The organism is Telmatobacter sp. DSM 110680 (assembly GCF_039994875.1).
Classification (GTDB): domain Bacteria; phylum Acidobacteriota; class Terriglobia; order Terriglobales; family Acidobacteriaceae; genus Telmatobacter.
Map to the genome: position 1 here is coordinate 5,901,617 of NZ_CP121196.1, position 17,949 is coordinate 5,919,565.

Annotated in this window: 4 protein-coding genes; 3 read left to right on the forward strand and 1 reads right to left on the reverse strand. The window is 57.8% G+C overall.

The features are described 5' to 3' along the window. Positions 1–312 precede the first annotated feature (312 nt). From P8935_RS24335 to P8935_RS24345, 3 genes are all read left to right on the forward strand, one after another. Positions 313–720, forward strand: coding sequence for an NADH-quinone oxidoreductase subunit C (locus tag P8935_RS24335; RefSeq protein ID WP_348262905.1), 408 nt, complete (start codon positions 313–315; stop codon positions 718–720). After that, positions 717–1,799, forward strand: coding sequence for a nickel-dependent hydrogenase large subunit (locus P8935_RS24340; protein ID WP_348262906.1), 1,083 nt, complete (start codon positions 717–719; stop codon positions 1,797–1,799). Before P8935_RS24335 ends, P8935_RS24340 begins: the two co-directional genes overlap by 4 nt. Before the next feature lie 350 nt (positions 1,800–2,149). Then, the gene (locus P8935_RS24345) at positions 2,150–5,272 is read left to right on the forward strand and encodes a protein kinase (protein ID WP_348262907.1); all 3,123 of its coding nucleotides are present in this window, start codon (positions 2,150–2,152) and stop codon (positions 5,270–5,272) included. A gap of 285 nt (positions 5,273–5,557) precedes the next feature. Here P8935_RS24345 and P8935_RS24350 read toward each other — a convergent pair whose 3' ends face one another. Further along, entirely contained in the window at positions 5,558–17,737 is a 12,180-nt protein-coding gene (locus P8935_RS24350) for a choice-of-anchor D domain-containing protein (RefSeq protein WP_348262908.1), read from the reverse strand. Between the last annotated feature and the right edge of the window lie 212 nt (positions 17,738–17,949).

Sequence of the window (17,949 nt, forward strand, 5' to 3'; positions counted from 1 at the left end):
GCGGCTTGGTGCGCTTCGATCCCGCTCGCTGTACCGGTTGCGCCATGTGCCGCTTCCGTTGCACCGCCCGCGCTATCACATTCAATGCCGCAGGCAAGCAGTTCACCTGGGCCTACGACCCCTCACAATGCACTTTTTGCGGCCGCTGCGTAGATGGGTGCAAAGACCACGCTTTAACTCAAGATACTGACTGCCCCCCGATCTACCTATCGGCCAGATCCCTGCGAACGAGCTTCACACTGCAACGCAAATCTCCACCGCCTAAATCACAGCCCGCCCCTTCCGGGGCGAGCGCACCGTCAGGAGAGACCCATGAATAGCATCGAGGACCTGGCAGCCGAACTCAAAGTTAACGATGTCTTCACCGACAATAGCGGAGTCAAATGGTTCACCACGGGAAATCTGGACATCCGCGAGCTTGTGATTCTGCTCGGGCAAGAGGGGGCGCGATTCATCACCATTACCGCAACTGAACTTCCCATGAACCAGGGCTTCTGCCTCGAATATCTGTGGGACTTGAACGGCAAACTGCTCGGCTTTCCTTTCTATCCAACATGCAACACAATGCCGAGCATCTATGACATTTGCGAAGCAGCCGATTGGATCGAACGAGAAATCCACGAGGAATTCTCGATTGAATTTACCGGACGCGTCTACGAACCCCTTCTGCTTCGGGAGAACGACCACACCGGCGTGAATCTGCACGAGGTGGCGAAATGAGTTACAAGCTTCCGATGGGCCCGTTTCATCCAGGCCTCGAAGAGCCTTACAAGCTCGAGATGATCTGCGAAGGAGAAACCATTTGTGATGCCAAGCTGCATATAGGATTCAATTTTCGCGGCATCGAACACTTGGCGGAAACGCGTAATTACATTCAGTTGATTGCGCTCATGGAGCGTGTCTGTGGCATCTGCTCGTTTATTCACACGCTCACCTTATGTCAGGCTCTCGAGAACCTCACCGGCCTCGAACCTCCACCCCGGGCTCTTTATATCCGCGTCATCATGGCAGAGCTTGAGCGGCTGCACTCACACGTGCTTTGGGCCGGAATTGCCGCCAAACTCATGGGATTCAAAACGCTATTCATGGCATGTTTCGCATACCGCGAAAAAGTCATGGACATGCTCCAAACCATCTCCGGGAACCGCGTGAATTATTCGATGAACCGCATCGGAGGCGTGAACCGCGATATCGTAGACCCCGATACGGTGCTGAAGATGGTCAATCTCCTCGAAGGTGAAATCGCCCGTGAACTCGTTCCTGTGTTCACAAGTAGTTACACTGCAAAGTCGCGATGTGCAGGTATTGGAATTCTTACTCGCGAGAAAGCGAAGTCTTGCGGAGTTGTAGGTCCCACCGCACGAGCTTCAGGGCTTCCTCAGGACCTTCGCCGTGCGGCTCCCTACGCTGCTTATTCAGAGATGGAATTCGAGGTCCCAGTAGAGACGGCAGGCGATGTACAAGCTCGGCTTCTGGTTCGTGCACACGAGATTCTTCAAAGCTGCCGCATTCTTCGGCAGGCGATCGCCAAGCTTCCTCCGGGCGAGTTCGCTCGCAGCGAAGCAAAACTGACGTTTGAGACAAGCACGGCCGTCAGCCGCGTTGAAGCCCCTCGCGGCGAAGTCGTATATAGCGTCAGTTGGAAAGAAACCTCACGCACACCGAGTCGAGTTCACGTGCGCACCCCGACGTATGTCAACATGCCGGCCGTGCGTTGGATGGTTCTTGGTGCGCGAGTTGCTGACGCACCCCTCATTCAGGCATCCATCGATCCCTGTTACTCATGCACAGATCGTTGACTTAAAAACACCCACGTTCAACCCGAGGCAGAATCTGAATATCTGGATGCATGGTGCGAACGTTGATCTGATTCTGTCGAAGAGCGCACCTCCCGAAAAACGCCTCTCCGCGAACAATGTATCAGCGGAGACTGCCACGAATCGGCCCCTCAAGTCCGGTCACTTCATTCAAGTCGGCCCGAAAAAGTGGATCGCCGGATCGCGCAAACGGGGCATCTCACTTGCGTGCACGGCAAAGCTTCGTTAGGCGCAAGGTATATCATTTCAGAAGGATGTCAACACGACTCTAACTCGTGTCCAGCTGTCTTTTGCGACTTCCTCGTCCCTCGGGCAGTTTCTGAAAACTCAACATGAGTGATTCCACGCGGTCGGATAAGAAACCTGTCCCCAACCAGCCCGGTCCACCGGGTATTGGGACCCCGTTTGCGGGTGAGAGTTCCCCAGGAAACATCCCGAGTCAAGAGAACCCGCCGCAATTCGATCCGAACGCCACCATCATCGACACCACATCCCGATTCGATCCCGCAGCTCAGTTCGTGGATGCCGATGCCACTATCATTGATTTTCAGGTCAAGAAGCCGGACGCGAACGCCACAGTTCCGCCAGTTAATTTCGTTCGACCTTCCCCGTCGCCGCGATCTCCATCTCCCGGCACGATCGCCAACTCTAAAGCCAGTGCCGCCGAAACCATGCTCGGTGAATTGCTCGGCGGCCGTTATCAGCTCCTGCAGTTGCTTGGTGAGGGCGGCATGGGAGCCGTTTACAAGGCTCGAGATCTTGAACTGGAGCGGGAAGTCGCGCTCAAAGTGATCAAGCCTGAGATGGCGGATCATCCTGAGATACTGCAACGCTTCAAGCAAGAGCTGATCCTTGCCCGCCAGGTCACGGACAGGAATGTGATCCGCATCTTCGATATCGGCGAAGCGGGAGGAATCAAGTTCATCACGATGGAGTATCTGGAAGGCGAAAACCTCAATCAGATACTGAGCGCGCGGGGAAAGCTTGAGATCACCGAAGCGGTCGGCATCATGGAGCAGGTGGCCTGCGGATTGGCCGCCGCTCACCGCGAAGGAATCATCCATCGCGATTTGAAGCCGGGCAACATCATGCGCGATAAGAGTGGCCGCGTGGTGGTGATGGATTTCGGACTCGCACGCACGTTTTCCGGCGATGGTATGACCCGCGCTGGCGCCATGCTTGGGACGATCGAATATATGTCCCCCGAGCAAGCCCAGGGAATGGAACTGAAGGCCAGCTCGGACATCTTTACCTTCGGTTTGATTCTGTATGAGCTGCTGGCGGGAGTTACGCCATTTTATGCGGAAAGCGCGATCGCAAGTCTACTGAAGCGCACGCAGCAACGCGCCGTACCACTGGCCGAAGTGGACAAGCACATTCCCGGTAAGCTGAGCAACATCGTCAGCAAATGTCTCGAGAAGGATCCGGCAAACCGTTATCAAAATGCTGAGGAACTTGATGCCGATCTCCGTGCCTGGCAAGGCAGAGGGGGAGGGAATAAAGTCTCCGCTTCCTCCGCGCAGTTGCGCCTGAATCGCATTCGAGAGCTTCCGTGGCCTCGCCTCGCTATTGCAGGTATTTTGATTTTGGCGATTGCAGCCGGAATTGCCTGGTACGTCATCGAGAGACAACCGTCCGCCAGATTGTTGGCCCATGCCCCGGTCTCGGTTCTGGTTGGCGACTTTGCAAATCATACGGGCGATCCGGTTTTGGATAACACACTTGAGCCGATGCTGGGTGTGGCCCTCGAGGGCGCCAGTTTTATCAACTCCTATAGCCGCGGGGACGCGCGCAAGCAGGCGGGCAAGCTCCCGAACCCCTCCGACAAGCTCGATGAGCAATCTGCCCGACTGGTGGCCGTGAACCAGGGTGTCAACGCGGTTATCACGGGCGACATTAGCTTGCGGGGTGATCAATACGAAATTTCGGCCGTCGCGCTGGATGCTGTCAGCGGAAAAGTGCTCGCAAAAGCCGAGGTCACCGTTGCTGACAAGCAGCAGATCTTGAGTGACCTTCCCAAGGTGGCTGCGCCACTTCGCCAGGCTTTAGGCGACACCACGGCGCCGTCTGTCCAATTCGGTGAGGTGAGCGGAGGGTTTACCGCTGCATCCCTCGAGGCAGTTCACCAGGATGCTCTTGGTGTTGACGAGCAGTTCGCCGGCAAGTTTCAGGAGGCGTTCGATTCGTTCCAGAAGGCTGCAGAGTTGGATCCAAAGTTTGCGCGAGCGTACACCGGTATGGCGGCAATGGCCCAGAACTTAGGACGGCCAGGGGATGCCGTGAAATACATGAACTTGGCGATGGAACACGTAGACCGCATGACCGAACGGGAACGCTATCGCAATCGCGGCTTGTACTACCTGACCACCGGCGACTGGCAAAAGTGCGTTCAAGAGTACTCTCAGCTCGTCACTCACTACCCCGCTGATCGCGTAGGACAGAACAACCTTGCAAGCTGCTATACGCAAGTTCGCAACGCGCCAAAGGCGCTGGAAGCCGCGCAACACGCCGTTGAGATTGTGCCAAAAGGAGTGGGACCGCGGCTGAATCTTGCTTTTATCAGCGCCTTCGCGGGCGATTTTGCTGCAAGTGAAAAACAAGCGCGCACGGCCCTGGATATCAGTCCGTCGGCCGCGCAAGGGTACCTCGCGCTCGCCGAGGCACAACTTGGACAGGGGCAGGTCGAAAAAGCTGCTGACACTTACCACCAGCTCGAAAAATCTGGACCGCTGGGCGCATCTACTGCCAACGCTGGACTCGCCGATCTTGCGGCTTACCAAGGGAAGTATGAAGAGGCATCACGCCTCCTGACACAGGGAGCCACTGCCGATCTGGCCGCCAAGATGTCTGACAACGCAGCAAGGAAATATGCGGCTCTCGCGAACATGGATGAATTGCAGGGACACCATGCTACAGCGCTCTCAGAAGTTGCAAGCGCCCTGGCAAACAGCCAGTCGACTCAGATTGAGTTCCTCGCGGCAAGCATCGATGTCGATGCCGGAGATCTGCCTAAAGCGCAGAAGCTTGCGACCAGCCTCTCGTCTGCGCTCACCAGCGAGTCGCAAGCCTACGGCAAGATCGTTGCGGGGCTGATCGCTCTCAAGCGGAAAGATCCGAATGAGGCAGTTAAGCAAATCACGGCCGCAAACAATCTGCTCGATACCTGGATTGGCCGGTTTGATTTGGGACGCGCCTATCTTGAAGCAGGAGCATTCACAGAGGCTGACTCAGAGTTTGATCAGTGCGCAAAGCGGCGCGGCGAGGCGATCGAACTCTTCATGGATAACGTGCCGACTTATTCCTATTTCCCGGCCGTGTATTACTATCAGGGCCGCGTGCGTGAAGGCATGAAGAGCGAGGGGTTCGCGGACTTTTATAAAACCTATCTCAGCATTCGCGGGCAGTCGCTTGACGATCCACTGGTTCAAGAAATTCACCGTCGCATCGGCAAATAAGCCAACTAAACTGGAGATGTTTGCAACAGGGCAGTTGTTGGGTTCTTCGATTTTCGCGGCTCATGCGGGATTATCCCGCTCAATCCGATGACGGAAAAACGGCCGCAGCTGAGAACTAAGGTATGCGAGTCGACTTGAGATTGCGATACGAGATATCTATCTACTCGCTAATACTCCAAAAACTGAGAGATGACGTCAAAAGAAAGTGCCGGTGCTTACCGGCACTCGTCGTTATTAGCCTCCAAGCTCGGTTGCATGCTCGATCCGCGCTGCTGTTCTGCACGGTCAGTTTCCCGAGAGCGAAAGAGTCTGCGTGCCGGCCTGGGTGTTATCAGTGACTGAGAGGTTCGCGGACACGGCCTTTCCTCCAGAATTGAATGTCACCGAGATGGTGCAACTCTTACCCGCAGCGAGCGAACTCGACGCACTGGGGCAGGTGTTAGTTTGCACGAAGTTGCCTGGGTTCGCACCCGTGAAGCCTATGCTGATGATGATTAACGGCGTTGTTCCCGTGTTGCTGAGGGTCACAGTTTTGGGTGAGCTGCTTTTGCCGGAAGTGACCGTCCCGAAACTCAGGCTTGCTGGAGAGAGGGTCGCAACTGCATAGACCGCGTTTACGGCCTTTGTCACTGGCGCAGCTGCTGAGTAGTTCGAGTTCCCTGCCTGATTGGCAGTCACCGAACAGGTTCCCGCGCCACTGGTCATCGTGTAGTTTGCACCTGCATTACTGCAAGCCCCCGAACTCGTGAAGGTCACCGGGTTCCCGCTCGCGCCGCCTGTAGCCGCCACGGTAAAGCTGCTCTTGTAGACAGCGCTCGCCGGAGGATTAGTCGTGAAGGTTATTGTCTGCGCGGCTTGGGTTGCGGTTACAGTCTTCGTAATTGGCGCCGCCGCCGCGTAGCTGGCATTGCCCGCCTGGTTGGCGATCACGGAACATGTTCCCATGCCGCTCGTCATTGTGTAAGTTGCACCTGCATTGCTGCATGCCCCGGAACTTGTGAAGGTCACCGGATTTCCGCTCGCGCCGCCCGTAGCCGCGACGATGAAGCTGCTCTTGTAAACAGCACTCGCCGGAGGATTGGTTGTGAACGTGATGGCCTGCGCGATCGGGGTCGCAGTTACAGTCTTAGTAACCTGTGCGGCTGCCGCGTAGCTGGAATTGCCTGCCTGGTTGGCAATCACCGAACAGGATCCAGTGCTGCTGTTCATCGCGTACGTTGCCGTGCCCGGCGTCGTACCCGTAATGCTGCAGACCCCGGAACTAGTGAAGGTCACCGGATTCCCGCTCGCACCGCCCGTTGCCGCTACCGTGAAGCTGCTCTTGTTGGCAGCGCTGGCCGGAGGATTGGTGACGAACGTGATCGTCTGCGGGATCAGAACCAACGCACTCAGCATGACCGGCTGCGGACTGCCCGGAGCATTGTCCATAATCTGCAGGGTCGCAGACTGTGGCGTGTAGTACGGACCCGCAACGAAAGCGATCGTGATCGTGCAGCTTTTCCCAGCGGCTAACGGATTCGGACAGAGATTCACTGCGACAAATTCGTTGGAGTTTCCTCCCTGCACGATCGATAGAACAGGTTGGTTGATGGTGACGGGTGCCGTTCCGACGTTGGACACCGTGATGCCCTTGGTCGTGATGCTTCCTTGAGGTACGGTGCCAAAGTTGATGCTGGCTGGAGATACGGTGACTACGGGTCCGGTCGCATTTACAAACTTCGTCACCTGCGGCGCCGCGGAGTAGTTCGTATTGCCCGGCTGGTTGGCGATCACCGAGCAAGTTCCAGTGCTGTTGGTCATAGTGAAGGTGGCGCCCACATTGCTGCACGATCCCGCACTTGTGAAGACTACCGGAAGCTGGCTGGTGCTTGTGGCAGCGACCGTGAAGATGCTGTTGAATGCGGCGCTCGCCGGAGGATTGGTCGTGAATGTGATCGTTTGACCTGACTCTTGTATGGTCAAAGTCCCGCTCACATAAAGGAACGAGTAATTGGCCGCAGCCAAAGATCCGGTTGACACCGTGATCGGATATGCGCCGGCATTGCTCGCCGATGTGGCAGTGGTCGAGAGCGCGGGGGCGCCGCTCACCACAGCAGGCGTTTCGCTGTTCACAAAGCCGCTGTACGTATAGGTCAACGCAGGAAGCGACTGCCCGTGTGTAATCGTGAAGCTATTCGCGGTCACTTTAAGCACCGCAGGATAGATGATGAATGACTGTGTCGCCGATGCAGCGCTGTAAGTGCCGTTCCCCGGAGCCGACGCTGTTATTTTGCAAACACCAACGCCGATGATCTTGCCGCTCGTCGTGCACGGACCTGATGCCGCGAAGCTGACTTGAAGCCCGGAGGATGACGATGCGCTCAACAAGAACGAATTGCCATACTGCGAGTTCTGTAAGGGCGCAAAGGTGATCGTTTGTGCCGATGTATTGGATCCTGCCGGCAGAATCATGAATGTTCCCGACACAGAATTGGCTGCATTGAAGACATCTGTGCCCGGTTGCGAGGCGGTGATCGTGCAACTTCCCGTGTTGTTGAGTGCGACCGTTGCCGAGGAGACGCCGCCGCTTGCGATTGGCGTGACGGACTGGTTGACGATGGCGCAAGGTCCCGCCGCATTGAAACTCACCTGCAACCCATTCGGATTGCCTCCCGACATCGAGGTAGCCGTGACGATGGTTTGTGTTGCCGAGAGAACAACAGAACTCGGCAGAGGACCGATGTTAATGGTCTGATCGTTCTTCAGCACCGCCGGGGGTGACGGTGGGCTCTGGCGTTGCGTCGGATCCAGTGTTACCGGCGCGAGCGTCGTCGAAATCGTGTAGACCACGGTCTGCGAAGTCAGGTCCGGATTGGTGTCGATAAACTCCGTCGCCGGCGGGTTGCCGCTGACACTGCCAATTGCGATAGGAGTCGCGCCATTAGAACTGCGATAGATCGTGTAGGTCTGGACCACGCCAAACACTGGCGCATTCCAGTCGACTCTTACGCCTTGGGATATGGGTGTCTCAGTGGGAGCAGATGGTGGCCGGACGACAGAGTTGGCCGTTTCGTAGGTCAGCTCGGTTGAGAGTGTGCCGCCGCTGCCGAGCGTAACGTTGCCGCCACTGCCAAGCGCGATGGTTCCACCACTGCCAAGCGTTACGTTGCCGCCGCTGCCCAACGCAACAACTCCGCCACTGCCCAGAGTCACATTGCCGCCGCTGCCAAGAGTGACAGTTCCGCCGCTGCCAAGAGTGATCGTGCCGCCACTGCCGAGCGTCACATTGCCGCCACTGCCGAGCGTCACATTGCCGCCGCTGCCCAGTGCAACGATACCGCCACTGCTGCCGAATGTGTACGAACCTCCGGCTGCGATCACGACCGGACTTCCACCGCTCGGCGTGACCGTGCCGCCACTGCCCAACGTCACTGTTCCGCCGCTGCCAAGGGTGACGTTGCCGCCGCTGCCAAGTGTGATGGTGCCACCGCTGCCAAGCGTGACGTTGCCGCCACTGCCAAGCGTCACATTGCCACCACTCCCAAGCGTCACCGTTCCGCCGCTACCAAGGGTCACGTTTCCGCCACTTCCAAGAGTGACGTTCCCGCCGCTGCCGGAAAGATCGCCGCCGCTGCCAAGCGTGACTGTGCCGCCGCTGCCCAACGTGACATTGCCACCGCTGCCAAGCGTGACTGTGCCGCCGCTGCCCAACGCGATCGTTCCGCCGCTTCCCAACGTGACGTTCCCGCCGCTGCCTAGCGCAACCGTTCCGCCGCTGCCAAGCGCGATGGTTCCACCGCTGCCAAGAGTGACGTTGCCGCCGCTGCCTAGCGTCACATTTCCACCGCTGCCGAGAGCGATAGTTCCACCGCTGCCCAGCGTCACGTTGCCACCGCTGCCTAGCGTGACATTGCCACCGCTGCCCAGCGTGATGGTGCCACCCGCGCTGTCGAGGGTGTAAGAGCCGCCAGTCGAAGGAATCGTGACCGTGCCGCCACCGTTTCCGAGAGCAATCGTCCCGCCACTTCCCAATGTGACCGTGCCACCGCTACCCAAAATGACGTTGCCGCCGCTGCCCAGGGTGATGGTGCCACCGCTGCCCAGCGTTACATTGCCACCACTGCCCAAAGTCACAATTCCGCTGCTGCCTGGGGTTACAACACCACCGCTGCCCAGCGTTACATTGCCGCCGCTTCCTAGCGTGACGTTGCCACCACTGCCCAGGGTGATTGTCCCTCCGCTGCCCAGAGTCACGTTGCCGCCGCTGCCAAGAGTCACGGTGCCACCGCTGCCTAAAGCAACCGTGCCACCGCTACCGAGAACCACATTTCCACCGGCGCCGATGTTCAACGGAGCGGCAGAGGATCCGAATGAAAGCACGCTCGCCAACGACGCGAATTCTCCACCCGTTGCGCCGACCTGACGCAGGTCCATGTTTGTGAGGTCGTTGAAACCGCGCATCTGGGCATTCAGTTGGCCATCGAAGTTGATGTCCTGACCGTTCGACCACGGCGGCGTTATGGGTGCAATGGACGCATCAACACGATAGGAGGAGTCGCCAGCGAGAGGCGTTCCGTCGCAGTGCCGCGTCGCGGGACTGGCCGAAATCCCTGGAGCGACAGGAACATACCACGCCGACGTTGGGAATGTTGCCGCTGCGCTTGAGACATCAGTGAGCTGAGAAATCGAACCCGCCGAACTCTCGTTCAGAGTGGTCAGAGTCTGGTTTGAAAACGCGACGGCCTGACTCGGCCCGACCAGATCGAGTTGGAAGAGATAATTCATCACGCTCTGATAATTCGGCTTGCAATTAGCCTCGAACGTAGGAACGTAATTGCCGATAGCGCCGTCGTAGTAGAGCCCACCGTGACTCAAGCCGAGTGTGTGGCCAATCTCATGGAACAACGTACCCGCGATCACATTGGCCTTCTTGCTCATATCCTGATTCGGAGCTGTGAGCCACAGGCCCAGCGTGACAGCTGAATCAGCGCCGCCGAGATCCGAATAGCCGGAGATGCTTGTAATCGTGCCGGAAGTGAGTCCGATTACCGGTTCAGGCAATGAGTTATTCGGATAACTCCAGTTGGGAACACCAGGAGTATTCAAGCTGATGGTTTTCGAATCAGCACAGCCTGTCGTGTTGTAGACACCGTTGAGGCTCGGATTCCCCAACACGCCGGAGATCGTGACACGACTCGGGCATTGATTAATTCCGGTGCCTCGGTCGGCGGTGCTTATCGTTGTCACGCCGCTTGCCACTTGAATCGACGTCAATGTTCCATAGCGCGTGTTCCATGCTGGAACTGCCAACGAATGGCCGAACAGAACGTAGTGATAGCTATCCTTTTGTCCGTACGCGAAACGTGTGGTGCAATCGCCGCCTGTAACGCATGAGGCAAGATTGCGCGGCCACAACTTTGAGATCTCCAAGCTATTCTTCCAGCCGATCACTCCCGGCTGGCTGGGGAACTGGCACAATGGCTGCCCCGGAGCATCCGTGCAGGTATCCTCGGGCACAGCATTTCCGATTTGCAGATGCAATTGCACGCCGCTCGCAGCGAATGCCTGCTGCACCATCGCCAGTGGATCATTCCCACTGATGTCGGGCGAGGGGAATAGATTCTCCAGTCCTGGTCCGGAAGCGCACGAACCGTCAGGATTCACAGTAGTGCACATGTAGTCGAGTTGAACGAACAGATCTTTTTCGCCGTGTTTTGCTCCCGGCAACGGCACCCACGATCCACTCTTGACGTCGTAGTACCCCGGCTGTCCCGCATGGAAATCACCCGCAGCTGGGCCGGCTTTCCATGCATCGAGAATTCCGTCGTTGTCGCTGTTGTTCACAAGAGTGCTGAGAATTACAGCTTCATAAGCGCTGCCGGTATTCAACGTCGCGTTGAACTGGTTCGCCTGTCCAAGCGTCACCGAATTAACGCTGTTGTTCCACGTTCCACCGCTCGCGAAGATGTTCGTATTCTTGCCGGCTCCGTTCGCTCCGCCGACGGCGTCATAGAACCCCTGCACAACCTGCATTCCAGCGGTCGTTGGCACGGCAGAGCCGTCGTATATGACCACTGACTTCAGTGGGAAATTCGGGGAGAGCACGCGGTAGATCACGACCAGACTTGCACCTTCTGTAACCGGCAATGCACTTCCCCCGCCATCAGGCAAAGAGACACTGTGCGTACCCGAGGCATAGCGCACGCCATTCGCCTGCGCAGCAAAATAAAGGTTCACGTCAGCGCGATACATACGCAGCGTGCCCGTAAGCACTCCATCTGTATAGTTCGGGATGTCGGTGCCTATTTGCTGGCCGGTGATGGAGTATCCGCGGAAGGTTCCGTTGGCAGACGAAGGTGACGCTGTATTCTCGATCGTCTCCCAATACAGGAAAGCATCAATGATGTCGGCGCCGTCTGGAACACCCTGGCCCCCACTGGTGATGGTGATATTTCCCGTAGCAACGCCGCCGATGCCGGTTCCGCGCAGCGTGACGCCCGCAGAGGCGTAGTCGCCGGTGACGAAGTAGTTGTTCTCGAGCAGAAGCGGGTTCGGTGAGGGTGGTTGCGGCTGTCCCGTTGAAACGAGCAAATTGACTGCTGATCCGACGCTGACTTGAGTGCCGGCTGCGGGGGTTTCGCTGATCACACTGCCCGAAGGCACGGTGTCGCTGGATTGAGTCGTGACTGTTCCCAGCACCAGGCCCGCTCCGGAGATAGGCGTCGCCGCCGCTGTCTGCGTCTGCCCGACCACATCCGGCACGACCACCATGCTGACACCCTGGGTGGTTTGGCCAGTACCGCTCAAGTTGATGGTTTGTGCAACCGGAGGGTTGCCGTTCAGAGTGTTGTCTGTGAAGACCGCAGTACCCGTGAAATAGGTAGCGGAGGGTGGCGTAAAGCTGAAGCTCTCATTGCAGACTGCACCTGGAGCCAGGGGAAATTGACTCGCGCAATCGGTGCTGTTGTTCTGGGTGAAACCACCACCGAGGTTCAAGGCCAGTGAACCCGTCAGCGACTGGTTGCCAATATTCTGAATTGAAACCAACTGCGGGCTATCTGTGCTGGTGCTGTCCACTTTTGTCGTGGCGAAGCTGAATGAAGGCGTCTGCGACCGGCTGATTTTGACGACCTGGTTTCCCGTCTCTTCAGGAATGAAGATATCGCCACTCGCATCCACTGCGATTCCGAATGCAAGCAGATTGCTGATCGTGATCTGGCAGGCGCTGTTATTGCAGCCGGCTGGTACCTCGACTACCTTGGGCGCTTCATCTGCGACGTAGATGTTCCCCGCCGCATCTACTGCCACCGCTTCTGGTTGAACCCATCCAGTTCCCACCGAGATCTGGCAACTGCTGCTTGCGCAACCCGAGGGAATCTCCACTACTTTTGCAAGACCAAAATCCGCGATGAAAAGATCGCCCTTGGCGTCCGCCGCTAAACCGATCGGATTGGAACCCGGCGGGTTGTATACGACGCTCGGAGCGCCGCCGTTGGCTGGAACTTTGACGACTTCACCGTTGAAACTGGCAGCGAATACATCGCCCAGTCCATCGACAGCGACTCCCAATTGTGCGCCCGGCGGATTACCAGTAAGGTTTTTCTGACAACTGGCATTCGTGCAGCCAGCCGGAACCTCGACCACCGTATTCAAGTTGTTATCTGCGATGAAGAGATCGCCCGCCCCATCCACTGCGAGACCTTGCGGATATTGAAGCCCAACGCCGAGCGTAGACGTAGCGCCGTTGGCTGCAACCTTTACCACCTGTTGATTGATGCTGTCGGCGATAAAGACATCGCCCGCCGCGTCCACCGCCACGCCGTTCGGTTTTGCCAGAGAGATGTTTCCGGTATTCACCGTGGTCTGCGTTCCAGAACCGATGGCGAGCAGTGGCCCCTGACCGGCGCCGTAGATTTGCGCGGAGGCGAGAGAATTGCCGCCATTGTCGAGAACTTGCACTGCGCCCATGCGCAGTCCCGGTGCAAGCGGTGCGAACTTCACGTTGACGAGGCACGAACTGCCGGCGGACACACTACCAACACACGTGCTGCCACTGCCCAGAGTGAAGTCCAGCCCAGTTGCTCCTTGCGTGACAACCTGGGTGGCGCCGAAGGTTGTCGCCGACGGAGCGGAATAGCTCAAAGTAATGGTGTTGTTGCACGGTGCAGGAGAACTCTGGCCCGAAGAGCAAACATTTACGTTGCCGAAGGGGCCGTATTCAACCACGCGATTGTTTGACTTGTCGGCCACGTAGAGATTGCCGCTGCTGTCCAAAGCCACTGCTGCCGGATTAGACAAGCTGTTGGCGTTCGTGTGCGCGCCGGAACTGGTAAAGCTGCCGCCCTGCCCGTAGACTCGCGTTGCGGTCGTGCTGCCGAAGGGATAGAACAGTACCCGGTTGTTATTGTAGTCACTCACATAAAGATTGCCGCTGCTGTCCAGCGTGACTGACTGCGGGTTATTTAAGCTGCTAGCAGTAACCCCGGCGTTGTTCGCCGCACCGCTGGTGAAGCTACCGTTCTGCCCGTAGACCTGCGTCGCGGTGGTGCTGCCGAAGGGGTAAAACAGTACCCGGTTGTTATCGCTGTCGGCCACATAAAGATTGCCGCTACTGTCCAGGGTGAGGGCAAACGGATTATTCAAGCTACTGGCGCTGATCCCGCTGAGGTTCGGCCCCGCTGAGGTCAAGTCGCCGGCCTGCCCGTAGACCTGCGTCGCGGTCGTGCTGCCAGCGGGATAGAACAGCACTCGGCTGTTAAGAGTGTCGGCCACGTAAAGGTTACCGTTGCTGTCCAAGGCGACAGACTGCGGGCCATTTAAGCTGTTGGCGCTGGGCGCGCCGCCCATATTTTGATAGTTGGTGGTGAAGTTGCCGTTTTGCCCGTAGACCCGTGTGGCGGTGGTGCTGCCGGCAGAATAGTAGAGCACCCGATTGTTATTTTCGTCGGCGACATAGAGACCGCCGCTGTTGTCAACGGCAATACCATAGGGATTATTCAAGCTGTCGGCACTGACTCCATCGTAGTTCCCGCCTCCGGTGGTGAAGCTGCCGCCCTGCCCGTAGACGCGTGTCGCGGTAGTGCTGCCGGCGGGATAGAACAGCACTCTGCTGTTCTGTAAGTCGGCCACGTAGAGATTGCCGTTGCTGTCCACAGCGAGATTTTCTGGTTGATATAAGCTGTTGGCGCTGGTCACACCGTATCCGGTGGAACTGGTGAAGCTGCCGTTTTGCCCATAGACTACGCCCGCAGTGATGGGCTTCAGGGTTCCGGACTGCGTTGCTCCGGGAGCAACGAAGCTCGCCGTGGCGTTCGATGCTGAGTTCATTGTGACGTTGCAAGTTGGGTTCGCGCCCGAATTAGCGCATACGCCGCCCCAGCCGGCGAATATCGAGTTTCCGGAGGGCGTCGCGGTCAGCGTCACGCTTGTTCCGCTCGTATAGTTCGCGGTGCATGTTCCGGTGATGACCCCGTTGGCCTGGCTGCAGGTGATCCTCGACAGATTGTCGGCCACTGTTCCCGAACCGGTGCCCACTTCGGTCACGGAAAGCGTTACATTCGACACGAGCGCGAAATTGGCGATAGCGTTTGAGGCTCCGTTCACGGTTACGGCACAGGTCGGGGTCATGCCTGCGTTTGCGCATGAACCGCCCCAGCCCGCAAACGTAGATCCCGCTGCCGGATTCGCCGTCAGCGTGACTATTGTCCCGTTCTCGTAGCTTCCCGAACACGTTCCGGTGGTGCTCCCATTCGAGCCGCTGCAGCTAATCTGATTCGAATCGTCTGTCACCGTGCCGCTACCGGAGCCGGCTTCCGCCACCGTCAATGTGTAGTCGATTGCCGGAATAATGCCGCTAACGTCGACAAGGAACTGCTGCGTGGAAATGCTGCCATTCAGATTGTTGTCATTGATCCAAATAGCGCTTACCCAAGGGTCTCCGGGGCCGCCGTCCTTCGCCGCGAAGACGAGGCTGAAGTTGCAGCTTTGACCCGGCGCCAGCGAAAAGCTAGTGCTGCAATCGGGAGGATTGCCGTTGAGGTCGACCTGATACCAGAAGTACGGGAACGACATCCCAGACGAGTTCAATGTCTGAGTGCCAGCATTCAGAATGGTGAAGGATTGCGGACTGCTGACCATGCCGTCAGCCTCGCTCGGAAAGGTCTCGCTCGGCGTCTGTGTCCCGGCCTGGTTGATCTTCAGGACCTGGTTAGTGGTCGCATTGGCGACGTAGACTTCACCGGCTGCATCCACAGCTACGTCATACGACACATTTCCGCTGAGCAATGCAACTTCGCAGGTGTTATTAGCACAGCCGGCCGGAACTTCCAGCACCTCGCCGCCGCCTAGCCCGGAATCCGCAACATATACATCGCCTGCCGCATCCACTGCCACACCGTGCGGATAAAGCCATCCGCTGCCTACTGCAATCTGGCAGCTGTTGACGGTGCAGCCAACGGGCATTTCCAGGACCTTTCCGAGGCCACTGTCAGCGACGAAGAGATCGCCGGCGGCATCGATCGCCAAGCCGGACGGACTGGACCATCCGCTACCCACGGAAATCTGGCAACTGCTGGTTGCGCAACCTGCGGGAATCTCTATGACTCCGGCGATTCCGTCGGCGATGAAGAGATCGCCCATCCCATCCACGGTCAGGCCGACAGGGTCAACGCCGGCAGGGGCGCCTACAGCCGCCTTGTACACCACTGTCTGGCAGGCGCTTGAGGTGCAACCGGCCGGAACCGCCAGAACCTCTTGCAAACCGGTGTCGGCAATGAAGAGACTGCCCGCGCCGTCAACGGCCAGAGCCTGCGGTGAACCGAGTCCAACCCCCACGGTACTGGTAGTGCCATTCGCAGGAAGCTCAACCACGCGTCCGTTAGTGGGATCCGCTATAAACAGATCGCCCGCCGCATCCGTCGCCATGGCTCGAGCGTTGAAAGTGGGGGGAGCGTAACCCGGAATGCTCACTACGTTCTCTAGAGACGGGCCGTCGAGAATTGAACCGCCGCTAATCGTCGGACTATAGACCAATTCTGGCGCCTGACCAGTGCCATAGATCAGTTGGGTCGCCAACACATTGCCGCTATCGTCGAGGAGTTGCACCGCTCCCATGCGCAAACCAGGCGCGAGAGGTGCGAAGGTGACGTTTACAGTGCAAGAGGTTACGGCTGCTGAGCAGGTGCTGCCGCTGGCCTGCTGAAAATCGAGGCCTGTTGTACCCTGCGTCACCACCTTGACCGAGCCGATGGTCGTACTCGACGCGAAGGTGAAGTTCACCGGCAGCGTGTTGCTGCATGGCGACGGCGTGGACTGCCCAGATGGGCAAACGTTGATGTTGCCAAAACCGTGAGGCGTGAAGGAAAAGCCCATCAGCTCATTCTGCTGAAAGCTTCCGCCGGTGGCAGCGGTGAAGCCTATGTACGCATTTCCGCTATTCAGATTGATCGAATTGGTGATGTTGTAAGGACCTGCGATGATCGGCGTCGAGCCGGAGACGGGCGTATGCGTCCCAGGAACGAAGACCGGATCGAGATAGACGTAGATGTAGTTCGCCGGCGAATCATTGGGACCGTTGTAAACGACGACAACTTGGTGCGGGCTACCATCCGCGATGGTGACCCTGCCGGCGCCGGACGAAGCGGTGGGATAAGAGGCGATGGCGTAGATGCCGCCTAGATTGACCATGCAACCCGTCGGCACGAGAGGGCTGACGGAGTTGTCCGTATAGTGGGCAGGTGAGTTCGCGAGCCCGGCCCCGCAACTTTGCAAAGCCAGGTGGCTGTCGTCGTAGTAGCCCGCGAAAATGTCATACGGATCGAACGAGTCTGCAAACGTGTCGGCTTCAAGCGCGACGCTATTGTCGATCGCGGCATAGCCGAGACCACCGCCTGAGCCGCCGAGGATATTCAGACCCCCGCCGGTTGAAAACGTATTGGTGATGGTGTCTGTTCCGCCGCCGAGGGAGTTTTGAATGACGAACGCGAGCCCATCGCCATAAGGAGAGGATCCTGGTGTGATCTTGAAGGCGTACCAGGCGGTGAAGCCGCCCGCGACGTTCTGCGGGGTTGAGTACCACACGCTTGACGATTGACTCTGGACATTTTGCTGCGTCAATTGCAGCGCATATGCCGATCCAGTGGTCGCATTGGGATCAATGATGGTGGTGTACGAGTTGTCCTGGACGAAGCCGAGACCACCGTTTGCGTTATTGAAGCAGAAGAGCACGCCGGATGGAGCCGAGTTGGTGGTACAGGCGGTCGATATCAGGTTTGGATTCGCGCTGACTGTATTGAAGTCGTAGTAGGTGACCTGCTGGGCCGCGCTTGGATGCGAGGCGAAGGCGACCAGTCCACCGAGAGCCACGATGAGGTGCTGCAGAAATCCTGCGGAGCGCGGATTCTTCCCTCCCGAGTTCTTGAAAGTACCAGACAAACGTGCGGAAGGCACACTCACGTGAGAGGCCGAACCTGTGGACTGGTTGGTCATGCTTGCGATCTCCTGGGGATTGGTACGAGCCGTGTTGTGGGGTGATGAGCCGTAAGTGTAACGTGCGCAAGGTGCATCTCGCGCAAAAGTTCGGGAAATCAAGCGAGGTTTTTGGTAATCGCTTGCGGTTACCGATTTGAGGCAACCGCGAACATGAGTGGCGCACACCTATGCCGTTCATATCTTCGCCCAGGACTCTGCACCTGCGCGAG